The following is a 14,820-nucleotide window of genomic DNA, read 5'->3' on the forward strand; positions in this document are numbered from 1 at the left end:
TCAGTCGTCCTTGTGGCCGTGACCGTTGTGGTTGCCGCCGGCCGCCGTGGGGATCGACTTCTGCATCTGCATCAGGAACTCGACGTTCGAGGACGTCTCCTTGAGACGGCCGAGCACGATCTCGAGGGCCTGCTGCGGGTCGACGCCGGCCAGGGCGCGACGCAGCTTCCACGTGATCTTGACCTCGTCGACGCCCATGAGCAGCTCCTCGCGGCGGGTGCTCGACGCGTTCACGTCGACCGCCGGGAAGATGCGCTTGTCGGCCAGCTGACGCGACAGACGCAGCTCGCTGTTGCCGGTGCCCTTGAACTCCTCGAAGATCACCTCGTCCATCTTCGACCCGGTCTCGACGAGCGCCGTGGCGAGGATGGTGAGCGATCCGCCGTTCTCGATGTTGCGCGCCGCACCGAAGAAGCGCTTCGGCGGGTACAGCGCCGACGCGTCGACGCCACCGGAGAGGATGCGACCGGACGCCGGCGACGCGAGGTTGTAGGCGCGACCGAGACGGGTGATCGAGTCGAGCAGCACGACCACGTCGTGGCCCAGCTCGACCAGGCGCTTGGCGCGCTCGATCGCGAGCTCGGCGACCGTCGTGTGGTCCTCGGCGGGACGGTCGAAGGTCGAGGCGATGACCTCGCCGCGGACCGTGCGCTGCATGTCGGTGACCTCCTCGGGGCGCTCGTCGACGAGCACGACCATGAGGTGGACCTCGGGGTTGTTCGTGGAGATCGCGTTCGCGATCTGCTGCAGGACGATCGTCTTGCCCGCCTTGGGCGGCGCCACGATCAGACCGCGCTGGCCCTTCCCGATGGGGGCGACCAGGTCGATGATGCGCTGCGTCAGCTTGCCGGGCTCGGTCTCCAGGCGCAGGCGCTCCTGGGGGTAGAGCGGGGTGAGCTTGCCGAACTCGACGCGGTTCTGCGCCTCGTCGACGGGCAGGCCGTTGATCGAGTCGATGCGCACGATCGCGTTGTACTTCTGGCGGCTGCTGCTGTCGCCCTCACGCGGCTGACGGATCGAGCCGACGATGGCGTCGCCCTTGCGCAGGTTGTACTTCTTCACCTGGCCGAGCGAGACGTAGACGTCGCTGTTGCCCGGCAGGTAACCGCTGGTGCGCACGAAGGCGTAGTTGTCGAGGATGTCGAGGATGCCCGCGACGGGGATGAGGACGTCGTCCTCGCCGATCTCGGGCTCGACGTCGTCGCCGCCCTGGCCGCCGCGGCGCTTGCGGTCGCGGTAGCGGTTGCGGCTGCGCTCGGAGCGGTCGCCCTCGCCGTCCTTCTGCTGGTTGCCCTGGTTGCCCTGGCCGCCCTGGCGGGTGGGCTCGGAGCCCTGCTCCTGGCGCTCGTGCTGCTCGCCGCCCTGCTGACCGGCGTTCTGCTGCCCGTTGCCGCCGTTCTGCTGGCCGTTGCCGTTCTGCTGGCCGTTGCCGTTCTGCTGATCGGCCGACCGGTCGCCCTTGTCGCGACCGCGCCCGCGGCGGTTGCGACCACGGCCGCGCCCCTCGCCGCGCTCCTGCTGCTCGCCGTTCTCCGGCTGCTGCTCAGCGGCCTCGGTCTGCTGCTCGTCGGAGCGCTCGGCCGTCTCGGCCGGCGGGACCAGGTCGGTGCCCGAGCCGGTCTCGGCGTTGACGTGACCGCCGGCCGAGACGCGCGACGTCGAGCGCTCGATCGCGTAGCCGCCGTCGACGCTGGTGACGCGACGCGAACCGCGCCGCTTCGGCGACACGGGGCCCTCGGGCAGGTCGATCACGATCTGCTCGCGGGGCTGCTGGGTGGTCTGCTGCGCGCTGCGGAGCAGCTCGTCGGGGACGATCGGCCCGTCGACCACGGGAGCGCCCTCGGGCTGCGCGGCCTCCTCGACCGCGGCCTCGATCGGACCGGCCGCCTCGGCGGCGTCGGTGCTCTGCGTCTCGGTCTCGGCGGCGTTCGCGGCCGTGCTCGCATCGGCGGCGACCGCGGCGTCCTCCGCGAGGAGCTCCGCCGCCTGGTCGTCCGCGGCCTCGAGGCCCTCGGCCTGCACGCGGCGGATGGTCTCGAGCAGCTCGCCCTTGCGGAGCTTCGACGCGCCGGCGATGCCGAGCTCGGCGGCGACGGCCTGGAGCTGGGAGACCTTCAGCGTCGACAGGTCGGCGCGTTCGGTGAGATCTGTCACTGGAAGTACGTCCTTCCCCTGCCGGTCGGATATGCCGGACAGGAAACGTCGCGTACCGGATTCATCGACGGTAGAACACAGGCCGATGTCACAGCACGCGGCGGGAGAATGAATTGAGAGATGCGACCGGGATGGAACGGGCTGCCGCTAGGGCTGCGTCACGTCGTCCGGGTGCAGGACCACTGTAGCACCTTTGATATCCACGGCGAGGACGAGCGACTGCCAGGGTGTCGCGGCGGTCCGCTCGACCAGCTCCGTGGCGCCCTTGCGCTGGGCGGGGTCGCTGCAGAGCACCAGGATGCTGGGGCCGGCGCCCGAGACCACGGCCGGGTAGCCGGCCGCACGCAGGGCGCGGATCAGCGCATCCGTCTCGGGCATCGCGCTCGCCCGGTAGCTCTGGTGCAGCTTGTCCTCGGTCGCCTCGAACAGCAGCTCCGGGCTCTGGATGAGCGAGGCGATGAGCAGCGTGGACCGCGAGACGTTGAAGATCGCGTCGGCGTGCGGCACCGACTCGGGCTGGAGGCTGCGAGCCAGCGCAGTCGACATGGTGTGGCCGGGCACGAGCACGAGCGGCGAGACGCCCCGGTGCACGTTGAGCTTCTTGTAGCGGGGGCCCTCCGGCGTGGTCCACGCGATCGTGAGGCCGCCGAAGAGGGCGGGAGCGACGTTGTCGGGGTGGCCCTCGAGCTCGGTCGCGCGGGCCAGGAGCCCGAGTCCGTCGATCTCGACGACGCCCTCCAGCAGCGCCTGGGCGGCCACCACACCGGAGGCGATCGCCGCGCCGGAGGAGCCCAGACCGCGTCCGTGCGGGATCACGTTGCGCGCCACCAGGTCGAGCCCGGGCATCTCCTGGCCGTACGCGGCGAAGGTGTGCGCGATCGAGCGGACGACGAGGTTGGTCTCGTCGGTCGGGACCTCGCCCTCCCCCACGCCGTGGACCTCGACCGAGGCGCCGGGCTGGTCCCGCACCGTGACGGTGAGCTCGTCGTACAGCGCCAGGGCGAGGCCGAGCGTGTCGAAGCCGGGACCGAGGTTCGCCGTGGTGGCGGGGACCCGGACGGTGACCGTCCGACCGGTCGCGATCACGAAGCGCTCTTCTCGAGGCCGAGGACGCCGGCGACCTCGGTCACGTCGACCGGGACGACCGTGGGCTTCACGTCCTCCCCGTCGGCACCGCGGAGCGCCCACTGCGGGTCCTTCAGGCCGTGGCCCGTGACGGTCAGCACCACGGTGGCGCCGGCCGGCACCGCTCCCGCCTCGGAGCGCTCGAGCAGGCCGGCCACGCTGATCGCGGATGCGGGCTCGACGAAGATCCCCACCTCGGAGGAGAGGATGCGGTGCGCCTCGAGGATCTTGTCGTCGTCGATCGCGCCGAAGTAACCGTCGGTCGCCTCGCGTGCGGCGAGGGCCAGCTCCCACGAGGCGGGGTTGCCGATCCGGATGGCGCTGGCGATGGTCTCCGGGTGGAGCACCGGGGCGCCGTTCACGATCGGAGCGGATCCCGAGGCCTGGAAGCCGAACATCCGGGGCAGCCTCGTGGTCGCACCGCGATCGAGCTCCTCGCGGTAGCCGCGGGAGTAGGCGGTGTAGTTGCCCGCGTTGCCGACGGGGAGGAAGTGGAAGTCGGGCGCGTCCTGCAGGACCTCCACCACCTCGAACGCGGCCGTCTTCTGGCCTTCGATGCGGTCGTTGTTGACCGAGTTCACGAGGTGCACGGGGTAGCCGGCCGAGAGCGCACGGGCGATCTCGAGGCAGTCGTCGAAGTTGCCCTGCACCTGGATGAGCGCCCCGTTGTGGGCGATGGCCTGGCTGAGCTTGCCCATCGCGATCTTGCCCTCGGGCACGAGCACCGCGGCGGTGATGCCGGCGTGCGCCGCGTAGGCCGCGGCCGAGGCGGAGGTGTTGCCGGTCGAGGCGCAGATGACCGCCTTCGCGCCGTGCTCGACCGCCTTGGAGATCGCCATCGTCATGCCGCGGTCCTTGAACGACCCGGTCGGGTTCATGCCCTCGAACTTCACGTAGACCTGCGCACCGGTGCGTGCGGACAGCGCGGGGGCGGGGATGAGGGGCGTGCCGCCCTCGCCCAGCGTCACGATCGGCGTCGCGTCGGTGACGTCGAGGCGGTCTGCGTACTCGCGCAGCACCCCTCGCCACTGGCGGGACGGGATGCGCTCGTTGCTCGTGGACACTAGGCGGTCTCTCCTTCGACTCTCAGGACCGACACGACCCGCTCGACGGCGTCGTGCCGCGCCACCGACTCCACGGTGGCGGCCAGCGCCGACTCGAGGGCCTCATGGGTGACGATCACCAGGGTAGCGGTGCGGGCGTCGGTCTCCTGGCCACGGGCGGTCGCCACGCTCTGCTGCACGGCCTCGACGGAGACCCCGTGGTCGCTGAAGAGCGCGGCGATCTGCGAGAGCACGCCGGGACGGTCCGCCACGGTGAGCGTGATCTGGTACCGGGTCACGACGGTGCCGATCGGGAGGATCGGCACGTTCGCCTGCGTCGACTCCCCGACACCCGGCCCCCCTGCCACGTGTCGGCGCGCTGCCGAGACGAGGTCGCCGAGGACGGCCGAGGCCGTCTCGAGCCCGCCCGCGCCGGCGCCGTAGAACATGAGGTCGCCGGCTGCCTCGGCCTGCACGAAGACGGCGTTCTTCGCGTCGTGCACGGCGGCGAGCGGATGGCGCCGATCGACGAGCGCCGGATGCACCCGCGCCGTCACGCCCTCGACGCCGGTCGTGGGGTCGGTGTGGCGCTCGCAGATCGCGAGCAGCTTCACCACGAAGCCGGCCTTCTGCGCCGACTCCACCTGGGCCGCGGTGACCGTGGTGATGCCCTCGCGGTGCACCGCCTCGACCGGGAACGACGTGTGGAACGCGAGGCTGGCGAGGATGGCCGCCTTCTGGGCGGCGTCGTACGCCTCGATGTCGGCCGTCGGGTCCGCCTCGGCATAGCCGAGCTCGGTGGCGACGGCGAGAGCGTTCTCGAACGTGTCGCCGTCGGTGTCCATCCGATCGAGGATGAAGTTGGTGGTGCCGTTGACGATCCCGAGGATGCGCTCCACCCGATCGCCCGCGAGGCTCTCGCGGAGCGGGCGGATGATCGGGATCGCACCGCCGGCCGCGGCCTCGTAGTAGAGCTGGGCTCCGACCCGCTCGGCCGCCGTGAACAGCTCGGGGCCGTGGGTGGCCAGCAGCGCCTTGTTGCCGGTGACGACGTCGGCGCCGGAGGTGATCGCGGCGAGGATGTACTCGCGAGCGGGCTCGATCCCGCCCATCAGCTCGACCACGATGTCGGCGGACTCGATGAGGCCCAGGGCATCGGTGGTGAACAGCTCCCGGGGGATGTCGACGTCGCGGGGCGCGTCGACGTTCCGGACGGCGATGCCGGCCAGCTCGATCCCCGCGCCGATGCGCTGAGCCAGCTCGTCGCGGTTCTCGAGGAGGAGCCGCGCCACCTGCGAGCCCACCGAGCCCGCACCCAGCAGGGCCACGCGCAGGTTGCGGTACTCGATCATCGGTCGGTCTCCTCGGTCGGGTCGTTCTGGTCGGTCTGCGGGGCGAAGGCGAGGTCGCGCGCGAGCAGGTCGTCGATCGTCTCGCCGCGGACGATCATCGTCGCGGCGCCCTCGGACACCGCCACCACCGGCGGGCGGCCGAGATGGTTGTAGTTGCTCGAGAGCGACCAGCAGTAGGCGCCGGTGGCCGGCACGGCGAGGAGGTCGCCAGGGCCCACGTCGCCCGGCAGGTACTCGGCGTCGACCACGATGTCGCCGCTCTCGCAGTGCTTGCCCGCCACCCGCACGAGGGCGGCGTCGGCGGCGGACTCCCGCGAGGCGATCCTCGCCGAGTACTCGGCGCCGTACAGGGCGGGTCTGGCGTTGTCGCTCATCCCGCCGTCCACGCTGACGTACCGCCGCACGTGCTCGGAGGACGGCGACTCGGGGCGCTCCCCCGGCACCTGCACCAGGACGTCCTTGACCGTGCCCACGGTGTAGAGCGTCACGCCGGCGGTGCCGATGATCGAGCGTCCGGGCTCGAAGGCGACGACCGGCACGGGGACGCCCAGGCGCGAGCACTCGCCGGCCACCGCGTCGGCGATGGTGCGCGCCAGCTCGTCGATCGGGGCGGGGTCGTCGGCGGACGTGTAGGCGATACCGAAGCCGCCGCCCAGGTTGAGCTCGGGCACAGGACCGCCCTCGAGCGCCGCCGCGTGGGCCTCGAGGAGCCGCGCCGCCGACTCCGCGAACCCGCCGGAGTCGAAGATCTGCGAGCCGATGTGGCAGTGGAAGCCCAGGAAGGACAGCGAGTCGAACGACCGGATGCGCGCTACGAACTCGGCGGCCTGATCGAGCCTCACGCCGAACTTCTGGTCCTCGTGCGCCGTGGCGAGGAAGTCGTGCGTGTGCGCGTGGACTCCGCTGTTCACCCGAAGCCGGACGGGCTGGACGCGGCCGCGGCGCTCGGCGGCGGCCGCGATCCGCTCGATCTCGATCGCGCTGTCGATGACGATGGCGCCGATGCCGGCCTCCACCGCTCGATCGATCTCCGCGAGGGACTTGTTGTTGCCGTGCAGCCCGATCCTCGCCGGCTCGACCCCCGCCCGCAGCGCGACCTCGAGCTCCCCGCCGGAGCAGGCGTCGATGGCCAGGCCCTCGTCGGACATCCAGCGCGCGACCGTTCCGGTGAGGAACGCCTTGCCCGCGTAGTACACCTTCGCTCGAGTGCCGATCGCCTCGAACGCGGAGCCGAACGCGTCGAGGACCTGCCGGGCGCGGGCGCGCGCCTCGCCCTCGTCGACCACGTACAGCGGAGTGCCGAAGCGTTCGGCGAGCGTGTCGGCGGGAACACCTCCGACGACGAGCGCTCCCCGGTCGTCGCGGCTCGCGGAACGCGGCCACACGCGGGAGGGGAGGTGGTTCGGGTCGGCCGGATGCTCGAGCCAGGCAGGAGCGAGCGGGGAGGCGGTCATGACGTCGTGATCCTAGCGAAGGGGGCGGTCAGCAGGTGCCGAGGGTGGAGAGGGTGGACTCGTCGAGCACGAAGTCGTCGAGCGTGGCGACCACGGACGCCTGCCCCGGCGTCACCTCGAGGGTCTGGAGGGAGACGCCCTGCGGCAGGTACTGCGCGACGCAGACCGTCACCGCCGACCCGATCACCCGGTCGAGCAGGCCGCTGACGTCGAGGGCGTTGGACCCCTGGGTCAGCTCGGCGCCGGTGGGCTCGATGCGCACGCTCGTGCCCTGCGCCGTCACCTCGCCGGTCACGGTGTAGCCGAGCTGGATGCCGAGGAACTCGCCCGTCTGGTCGTAGGACACGGTGCCGTCGCCGAGCTGGAGCGAGGCGCCCTCGGGCAGCGTCACGACGGAGTCGACCGCCGCCTGGTCGAGGGCGAAGGTGCCGGTCGCGTGCTCGACGGGCCTCGTCAGGTCGGTGGGGACGCCCGTGGCGGTGACGTGCGCCGAGAAGGGCACGCCGTTCGCGACCAGGGAGGGCGCATCCAGGTCGACCTGGTCGATCCGGCCGCTCGCCAGCTGGGCGAGGAAGCTCCCGCCGCCGATCGTGACGTCGACATCGCCCTCGACCCCGGCGGGGAGGCGCGACTCGATCTCGTCGGCCACCCGGCCCTCGGCGTAGGCACGGCCGGCGATGTCGGCCACGACGACGAGGACGCCGAGCACGACGACGATGCCGATCAGCCACCAGAGCCAGGTCAGCCTGCGTCGGCGCGGAGCGTCCTGCGTCGTCATCGTCGCCTCACATCCGGTCGGGCGCGGAGACCCCGATGAGATCGAGGCCGTTGCGGATGACCTGTCCCACGGCGTCGTTCAGCCACAGTCGCGTGCGGTGCACGTCGGAGATCGGCTCGTCGCCGAAGGGCAGCACGCGGCAGGCGTCGTACCAACGGTGGTAGTGGCCGGCGAGGTCCTCGAGGTAGCGGGCCACGCGGTGCGGCTCGCGCAGCTCCGCCGCGTAGGCGACGACCCGCGGGTACTCCTGGAGCGCGCCGATGAGCGCGGTCTCGGTGGGATGCGTGAGCAGCTCAGGCGCGAAGACCTCCCGCGTCACCCCGGCGTCGGCCGCGTTGCGCGCCACCGACGCGGTGCGCGCGTGGGCGTACTGCACGTAGAACACGGGGTTGTCGTTGGTGCGCGAGCGCAGCTTCTCGCCGTCGAGCGAGAGCGGCGAGTCGGCGGGGTAGCGAGCGAGCCAGTAGCGCAGCGCGTCGGCGCCGAGCCACTGCAGGAGGTCGTCGAGCTCGATGATGTTGCCGGCGCGCTTGGAGAGCTTCGCGCCGTTGAGGTTGACCAGCTGGCCGATGAGCACGGTCAGGTCGTCGGGGTCGTCGCCCGCCGCCGCGGCGAGGGCCTTCAGACGCCCGACGTACCCGTGGTGATCGGCCCCGAGGAGGTACGTCTTCTCGGCGAAGCCGCGGTCCTTCTTGCTCAGGTAGTAGGCGGCGTCGGCGGCGAAGTAGGTCACGACGCCGTTCCCACGGGTGAGGACGCGGTCCTTGTCGTCGCCGAAGTCGGTCGTCCGCACCCAGACGGCCTCGTCGGCCTCGTACACGTGGCCCTGGGCGCGGAGCCTCGCCTCGGCGTCGTCGATCGCGGTGCGTCCGGTCGCCGGGTCGGGGGTGTGCAGGGTGCGCTCGGAGAACCACACGTCGAAGTGCACGTGGAACGCGTCGAGGGAGGCGCGGATCTCGCCGAGCTGGATCTCGTAGGCGAGGTCGCGGGCGATCACCACGGCCTCGTCGTCGGGCAGGTCGAGGAGCGACGGCACCCGCTCGAGCACGCGTGCCGCGAGCTCCTGGACGTACGCGCCCGGGTAGCCGCCCTCGGGCGTGGGCTCCCCCTTCGCCGCGGCGAGCACGGACCGGCCGAAGACGTCCATCTGCGAACCGGCGTCGTTGATGTAGTACTCGCTGGTGACCTCGGCGCCGGCCGCCCTGAGGATGCGCGCGATGGAGTCGCCGAGAGCGGCCCAGCGGGTGTGGCCGATGTGCAGGGGGCCCGTGGGGTTCGCCGACACGAACTCGAGGTTGACGTGGTGGCCCGCCAGCGCGTCGCCCCGCCCGAACGCGTCGCCCGCCTCGACGATCGCCTTCGCGATCGATCCGGCGGCGCCCGCCTCCAGCCGCACGTTGATGAAGCCCGGTCCGGCGATCTCGACCGCCTCGATGCCCTCGACGGCCTCGAGCTCGGGGGCGATCTCGGCGGCCAGGGCGCGCGGGTTCGTCCCGAGCGGCTTCGCCAGCTTCATGGCGACGTTCGTGGCCCAGTCTCCGTGCTCGCGGCTGCGCGGACGCTCGACCGTCACGTCCTCCGGCGCGAGGTCGACGCCGGCGGCCGAGGCACGCGGCGCGACGAGGGCGAAGAGGGCGGCGGAGAGCTGTTCTGGTGTCACCCGACGATCCTACCGGCCGGGGCATGAGGCATCCTCCGCGAGGCGCGGGTCAGCGCAGCTGCACCAGCTCCCGCACGTCGTCGGCCGGGAGCTCGTCGACCGTCGCCGTGACGGTCAGCTCCTCGAGCGTGAGGAGCCCGCCGTGGTTGGTGAGGAACGCGGTGTCGGACGCGTCGCGGCCGGTGGCGATGCGCACGAGGCTCTGGCGCGGGGCGAGCGTGGTCGCGTCGACGACCTGCCACTCCCCCTCGACGTGGGCCTCCGCGACGGCGTGGAAGTCCATCGGGTCGAGTCCGGGCGCGTACACGGAGGCGAGCCGCGCGGGGACGTCGAGCGCGCGCAGCAGCGCGACCACGAGGTGGGCGTAGTCGCGGCAGACCCCCCGCCGATCCAGCAGCGTCTGCACCGCGCCGTCGGTCGGCGCGCTGGCGCCGGGCACGTAACTGAGCTCGGTGCCCACCCAGGACGACACCGCGTCGAGGAGATCCCGCCCGGACAGCCCGCCGAACTCGGCCACCGCCGTGGGGAGGAGGGTGTCGGACTCGCAGTAGCGACTCGGGCGCAGATAGCGGATGAGGTCGACCGGATCGACCGGGGCCGCCTCGGCCCTGCCGTCGATCACCGCGCGGTAGCTCGCCGTGAAGCGCCCCTCCGGCACGTCGAACACGTGCAGACGGGTTCCGTGCTGATCGATCACCGTCCCATGCGCGGCGGGCACGCCGTCGATCAGATAGGTCGCCGACTCGGACTCGAGCGGCACACCCTCGGCGCACGCGACGGACATCACGATCTCGGTCGCCCGATCGACGGAGGCGACCAGGTCGGCGGACACGGTTCTCTTCATGCGGATCCTCCATGGACGACGGGTGGTGCACGGACGGACCCTGAGGACTGCTAACCTGGAGACTCACCCTGGCCCCCATAGCTCAGGGGATAGAGCGTCTGCCTCCGGAGCAGAAGGCCGTAGGTTCAAATCCTACTGGGGGCACCCTCTCTTCGCGCGGGCGACCGCTTCCGCCTCTCAGGGTCACTCCGGGGCGAGCAGGCCCTTCTCCTCGACCAGCTCCCGCGAGAGGACCTTGTAGCCGACCGACTCGAAGAACACGGTCAGCCGGTCGTCCTCCACGCTCATCACGCGGCCCTCGCCCCACTCAGGGTGCTCGACCCGCTCGTCGACCCGGAAGCCGCTCGTGGCGTCCTCGTCGTCGTGCTCGTAGGCGGATCCGCTCTCGCAGGTGTCGCAGTTGCCGCAGGGCTCCGTGCCGGCGTCGCCGAAGTACTCCAGCAGGTACTGCCGCCGGCAGCGGAGGGTCTCGGCGAAGCCGCGGACCATCGCCAGCCGCGACTCGTCGATCCGCGTGCGCCGGTCCACCACCTCGTCGACGGCACGGATCGCCTCCGCGTCGGCGACCTTCCGCACCAGGGTGAACCCGTCCGCCTCCTCGCGCACCAGCTCCGCCTCGATCAGGAGGTTCAGCACCCCCGTGAGCGCGCGGGCCGACACCCCGCTCGACTCCGCGAGGTCGCCGGCGGGGGTCGGCCTGCCGGTCGAGAGCGCCGAGGTCACCGACCGGACCCGAGCGTGGTCGGCCTTCCCACCGGCGAAGAAGCGGCGCAGTCCCAGATCCTCCTGGCGGTAGTGCAGCGTCGCGGTCGCCGGCTCCCCATCGCGACCGCACCGGCCGACCTCCTGATAGTAGGAGTCGACCGAGTCGGTGATGTCGGCGTGCACGACGTAGCGCACGTCGGCCTTGTCGATGCCCATGCCGAAGGCGCTGGTGGCCACGGCCACGTCCAGCTCCCCGTCGGAGAAGCGCCGGTGCACCTCGCGCCGCTCCCCCGCCTTGAGGCCGCCGTGGTACGCGGCCGCGCGGAGCCCGCGCTCCGACAGCACGTCGGCGAGCCGCTCCGTGTCGCCGCGGGTCGCGACGTAGAGCAGCCCCGGCTGCTCGAGACCCACGACCTGCTCGAGGACCGCCTGCTCCTTCTCGTGGTCGTGCTCGTGCCGCCGCACCGCCAACCGGATGTTCGGCCGGTCGAAGCCGCCCACGATGATGCGGGGAGACCTCATCCCGAGACGCTCGACGATCTCGTCGCGGACCGGCGCCGATCCGGTGGCGGTCAGGGCGAGGACACGGGGGTGGCCCAGCCGCTCGATGGCGGCACCGAGCCGCAGGTAGTCCGGGCGGAAGTCGTGGCCCCAGGCCGACACGCAGTGCGCCTCGTCCACCACCACGAGTCCGGGCCTGGCCTGCTCCAGCCGTTCGAGGACCTCCTCCTTCGCGAGCTGCTCCGGGGCGAGGAAGACGAACTCCGCCGCCCCCGAGGCCACGCTCTCCCAGGCCGCGCGGTTCGCCGAGGCGGACTGCGAGGAGTTCACGGCCACGGCCTCCTCGTCGTCGTGCGTGCGCTCGGCGAGATGACGGACCTGGTCGGCCTGGAGCGCGATCAGCGGCGACACCACGACCGCGGGGCCCTCGAGGAGGTGCGCAGCGATCTGGTAGATGGCGGACTTGCCGTATCCGGTCGCCATGACCGCGAGGAGGTCCTGACCCTCGACCACCGCCTCGACGGCCTCCGCCTGTCCGGGCCGGAGCGAGGGCCAGCCGAACACCGTCCTCGCCACCTCGGCGGCTCGTTCGCGGACGTCGGTCGAGTGGGAGGAGCCATTCACTTTCAAGACCGTACCCCCTAGTATGTGGCCCGCGGAGGCCACCCAGCCCTCGCATCCGTTCATCGTCGAAGGACCCGAGAGAATTGAGCTCCGTACAGACCTACAAGAGCCACAACATGTGGCACAACCGCATGGAGGGCGAGGAGGAGACCCTCTCGAGCCACGTCCTGCGGAGCCAGGCCATCGCCGAGGGCCGCATCTGGGCCAAGAGCAGACAGGCCGACCACGTCGTGAAGCGGATGGACGGCTCGGTCGAGTACGTCACCCCGTTCTCCGAGCTCTGATCAGCCCCGCCACGGCGTCCGGCCGGTCACGACGGGCCGTCGGTCAGAGCAGGCGCACGAAGTAGTAGCTGCCCCAGAGCCCGCTCGCGTGGGTGACGTACCGACCCCAGTCGGGCGAGTGGATCACGCCGCCCTGACCGTCGTAGATCCCGATGTGCGCGCCGGGCCACACCACCAGGTCCCCGGCCTGAGCGGACTGCGCCGAGACCCGGACCCCCATCGCCGCCTGAGCGCTCACCGTGCGCGGCAGGTAGATGCCGAACTGCTTGAAGACGTACTGGGTGAGCCCGTCGCAGCCGAAGCTGTCGCTCGGGTCCGCGCCCCAGCCGTAGGGCACCACGCCGACGAACTGCTCGGCGAAGGCGACGACGGCGTCGCCGCTGTACGAGGGCGCGGGCGGGGTGACCACCACGGGTGCGGGAGCGGGTGCCGATCCGCCGCCCGAGGACGAGCCGCCACCGGATCCGCCCGCGGACGGAGCCGGTGCGGCGGCCGCGGCGGCGGCGGCGGCGGCCTGCTGCTCCGCCTCGATCTTGCGCTGCTTCTCGGCCTCGACGCCGGCCTGGTACTCCTGCTCGGTCATGGCCGAGTCGGACTGCAGCGCGGCCAGCTGGACGGTCAGCTCGGCCTCGTGCGACTCCTGCTCGATCAGGGCGGCCTGGACCCCCTGCTGCGCCTCGACGGCCGCCTTGACGGAGGCGTCCGCGGCGGCGGCCAGGTCGGCGAGCTCGCCCTTGGCGACCTCCGCCTGCGCGCTCAGCGAGGCGGCGGTGTTCTCGTCCTGCTTCGCCTTCTCGAGGATGCCCTGGCTCGTCTCGCCGAGCTTGCTCATCGCGCTGAGCTGGTAGAGCAGATCACCGCTCCCCTCGCCGGAGACGACGAGGCGGCTGGTGAGGTCGTTGCCCGCGCTGCGCGCGAAGTCGGCGGCCAGCGCTGCGGCGCGCTTGGCGGACTGGTCGGCGGTCGCCGATGCCTGCGTCGCCTGGGCCGCCAGGGCGTCGGCCTTCCGCTGTCCCTCGGACAGGGCCGCCTGGGCGGCCTGATCGGCGGTCCACGCCGCGTCCGCCGCCGCCTGCGCCGCGGCCACCTGACCCTGCAGGCCCGCGATGAGCGACTGGATGCTCGCCACCTCCGCGGCCTTGCCGTCGGCGCTCGCCCGTGCGGCCTGGACGTCCGACCACGAGGGGTAGTCGGTCGCCGCAGCGGGCGCGGTCAAGAGGAAGGAGGTCGAGAGGATGCCGACACCGAGCGCGGCGGTGAGGGCGAGGACACGGGGTCCGCGACGGCCGAGGCGCGGGTCGCGCGAGCGCAGGTCGGTCATGATCTCCGGTCCGGGTCGGCGACCGGAGAGTCACTCCAGTCACACCGCTAACAATGACAACGGAATTCACAGTAGCAACACGGCGTGTCCTTCACCAGCCCGCAGCGGATCTGCGCGTATCATCCGCGCACCCGTGGGGCTCGCGCAGCGACGCGCGCTCGTGGGCGCAGGCAGGAAGGGCCGCGACGAGCCGGCCCTCAGCGCCGGATCAGGCGGCGAGGAGGACGGATCCGAACGATCCGAGGAGACGATCGAGCTGACCCTGCGCGGCGACAGGCGCCTCCGGGTGCCACTGCACGCCGAGGGCGGGCGCGGAGACGTGCTCGACCGCCTCGATCGTGCCGTCGTCGGCCCGCGCCGACACGACGAGCCCCTCGCCGAGACGATCGACCGCCTGGTGGTGAGCGCTCGCGGTCGACGCGGTCGTCGCACCCAGCAGCGAGTGGAGCCGCGACCCCGCGACGACCTCGACGTCGTGACCGGAGAACATCCGCTCCGGCTCGGCCGACTCGGTCCGGTGCCCCCCGCCGTCGGGCAGGTGCTGCACGAGGCTCCCCCCGAGCGCGACGTCCAGGATCTGGAGCCCCCGGCAGATGCCGAGAAGGGGCAGGCCGTCGCGGACCGCACGCGCGGCGACGCCCAGCTGCACCTCGTCGGCGAGCTCCACATGACGGCCCTCGCGTTCGTAGCCGCGCTCGCCGCCGTAGAACTCGGGCGCGATGTCCTCACCGCCGAGCAGCACCACCCCGGAGGCGCGAGAGAGCGCTCCGCGAGCGGCGGCGGCACCCTCGGCCGCGAAGACGCGCTCCGCGGATCCGCCACCCCGGGTGATCGCCTCGATCACGCGTCCCGCGAGGAGCTCGCTGTACTCGTGGTAGCGACGGGCGTGCGGACGGGCAGAGGTCACCGACACCACGGCGATGCGACGACCTGCGAGCATGCCTCCATCGTCCGGCACCGGGGGCCGCGACCGAA

The 14,820-nt window shown here is 72.0% G+C and carries 12 protein-coding genes and 1 tRNA gene; 2 read left to right on the forward strand and 11 right to left on the reverse strand.

Annotation, left to right across the window (positions count from 1 at the left end):
• The 8 genes from rho to IEX69_RS03485 form a co-directional block, all read right to left on the reverse strand.
• On the reverse strand, positions 1–2,154 hold the full coding sequence (gene rho, locus IEX69_RS03450; RefSeq protein WP_085019730.1) for a transcription termination factor Rho: 2,154 nt from the start codon (positions 2,152–2,154) through the stop codon (positions 1–3).
• Between the two features lie 147 nt (positions 2,155–2,301).
• Positions 2,302–3,240, reverse strand: a complete 939-nt coding sequence (thrB, locus tag IEX69_RS03455) for a homoserine kinase (RefSeq protein ID WP_085019731.1) — start codon at positions 3,238–3,240, stop codon at positions 2,302–2,304.
• Positions 3,237–4,343: a threonine synthase gene (gene thrC / locus IEX69_RS03460; RefSeq protein ID WP_229756218.1), complete on the reverse strand. Its 1,107-nt coding sequence runs from the start codon at positions 4,341–4,343 to the stop codon at positions 3,237–3,239. Before thrC ends, thrB begins: the two co-directional genes overlap by 4 nt.
• Positions 4,343–5,674, reverse strand: coding sequence for a homoserine dehydrogenase (locus tag IEX69_RS03465; RefSeq protein WP_085019732.1), 1,332 nt, complete (start codon positions 5,672–5,674; stop codon positions 4,343–4,345). The genes thrC and IEX69_RS03465 overlap by 1 nt, the downstream gene beginning before the upstream one ends.
• Complete coding sequence (gene lysA / locus IEX69_RS03470; RefSeq protein WP_085019733.1) at positions 5,671–7,128, reverse strand: diaminopimelate decarboxylase; 1,458 nt, start codon at positions 7,126–7,128, stop codon at positions 5,671–5,673. Before lysA ends, IEX69_RS03465 begins: the two co-directional genes overlap by 4 nt.
• Before the next feature lie 28 nt (positions 7,129–7,156).
• Positions 7,157–7,906: an LmeA family phospholipid-binding protein gene (locus IEX69_RS03475; RefSeq protein ID WP_085019734.1), complete on the reverse strand. Its 750-nt coding sequence runs from the start codon at positions 7,904–7,906 to the stop codon at positions 7,157–7,159.
• Between the two features lie 7 nt (positions 7,907–7,913).
• Positions 7,914–9,566 carry an arginine--tRNA ligase gene (gene argS / locus IEX69_RS03480; protein WP_085019735.1) on the reverse strand — a complete coding sequence of 551 codons (1,653 nt, stop codon included), beginning with the start codon at positions 9,564–9,566 and terminating at the stop codon, positions 7,914–7,916.
• Between the two features lie 49 nt (positions 9,567–9,615).
• A complete protein-coding gene (locus tag IEX69_RS03485) occupies positions 9,616–10,410 on the reverse strand; it encodes a transglutaminase-like domain-containing protein (RefSeq protein WP_085019736.1) in 795 nt (264 codons plus the stop codon).
• A gap of 71 nt (positions 10,411–10,481) precedes the next feature.
• On the opposite strand from IEX69_RS03485, the gene IEX69_RS03490 reads away from it, so the two are divergent.
• Positions 10,482–10,554, forward strand: a tRNA-Arg gene (locus tag IEX69_RS03490).
• A 39-nt stretch (positions 10,555–10,593) separates the two neighbouring features.
• Here IEX69_RS03490 and IEX69_RS03495 read toward each other — a convergent pair.
• Entirely contained in the window at positions 10,594–12,240 is a 1,647-nt protein-coding gene (locus IEX69_RS03495) for a RecQ family ATP-dependent DNA helicase (protein WP_229756219.1), read from the reverse strand.
• An 83-nt stretch (positions 12,241–12,323) separates the two neighbouring features.
• On the opposite strand from IEX69_RS03495, the gene IEX69_RS03500 reads away from it, so the two are divergent.
• Positions 12,324–12,524 carry a DUF2188 domain-containing protein gene (locus IEX69_RS03500; RefSeq protein ID WP_157127177.1) on the forward strand — a complete coding sequence of 67 codons (201 nt, stop codon included), beginning with the start codon at positions 12,324–12,326 and terminating at the stop codon, positions 12,522–12,524.
• Between the two features lie 43 nt (positions 12,525–12,567).
• On the opposite strand, the gene IEX69_RS03505 is transcribed toward IEX69_RS03500, so the two are convergent.
• Together IEX69_RS03505 and IEX69_RS03510 are read right to left on the reverse strand one after the other, a co-directional pair.
• Positions 12,568–13,845 (reverse strand): C40 family peptidase, encoded by a 1,278-nt coding sequence (locus IEX69_RS03505; protein WP_085019739.1) that lies wholly within the window; start codon positions 13,843–13,845, stop codon positions 12,568–12,570.
• Between the two features lie 208 nt (positions 13,846–14,053).
• Positions 14,054–14,785: a gamma-glutamyl-gamma-aminobutyrate hydrolase family protein gene (locus IEX69_RS03510; protein ID WP_085021452.1), complete on the reverse strand. Its 732-nt coding sequence runs from the start codon at positions 14,783–14,785 to the stop codon at positions 14,054–14,056.
• Positions 14,786–14,820: the final 35 nt, after the last annotated feature.

Origin of the sequence: Cnuibacter physcomitrellae, assembly GCF_014640535.1 — a bacterium.
Classification (GTDB): domain Bacteria; phylum Actinomycetota; class Actinomycetes; order Actinomycetales; family Microbacteriaceae; genus Cnuibacter; species Cnuibacter physcomitrellae.

What these genes read in the sequence shown, in the direction of transcription:
- IEX69_RS03475 (WP_085019734.1), bottom strand. Translation starts at nt 7,906, where the DNA reads ATGACGACGCAGGACGCTCCGCGCCGACGCAGGCTGACCTGGCTCTGG.
- IEX69_RS03485 (WP_085019736.1), bottom strand. Translation starts at nt 10,410, where the DNA reads ATGAAGAGAACCGTGTCCGCCGACCTGGTCGCCTCCGTCGATCGGGCG.
- lysA (WP_085019733.1), bottom strand. Translation starts at nt 7,128, where the DNA reads ATGACCGCCTCCCCGCTCGCTCCTGCCTGGCTCGAGCATCCGGCCGAC.
- IEX69_RS03505 (WP_085019739.1), bottom strand. Translation starts at nt 13,845, where the DNA reads ATGACCGACCTGCGCTCGCGCGACCCGCGCCTCGGCCGTCGCGGACCC.
- IEX69_RS03465 (WP_085019732.1), bottom strand. Translation starts at nt 5,674, where the DNA reads ATGATCGAGTACCGCAACCTGCGCGTGGCCCTGCTGGGTGCGGGCTCG.
- IEX69_RS03510 (WP_085021452.1), bottom strand. Translation starts at nt 14,785, where the DNA reads ATGCTCGCAGGTCGTCGCATCGCCGTGGTGTCGGTGACCTCTGCCCGT.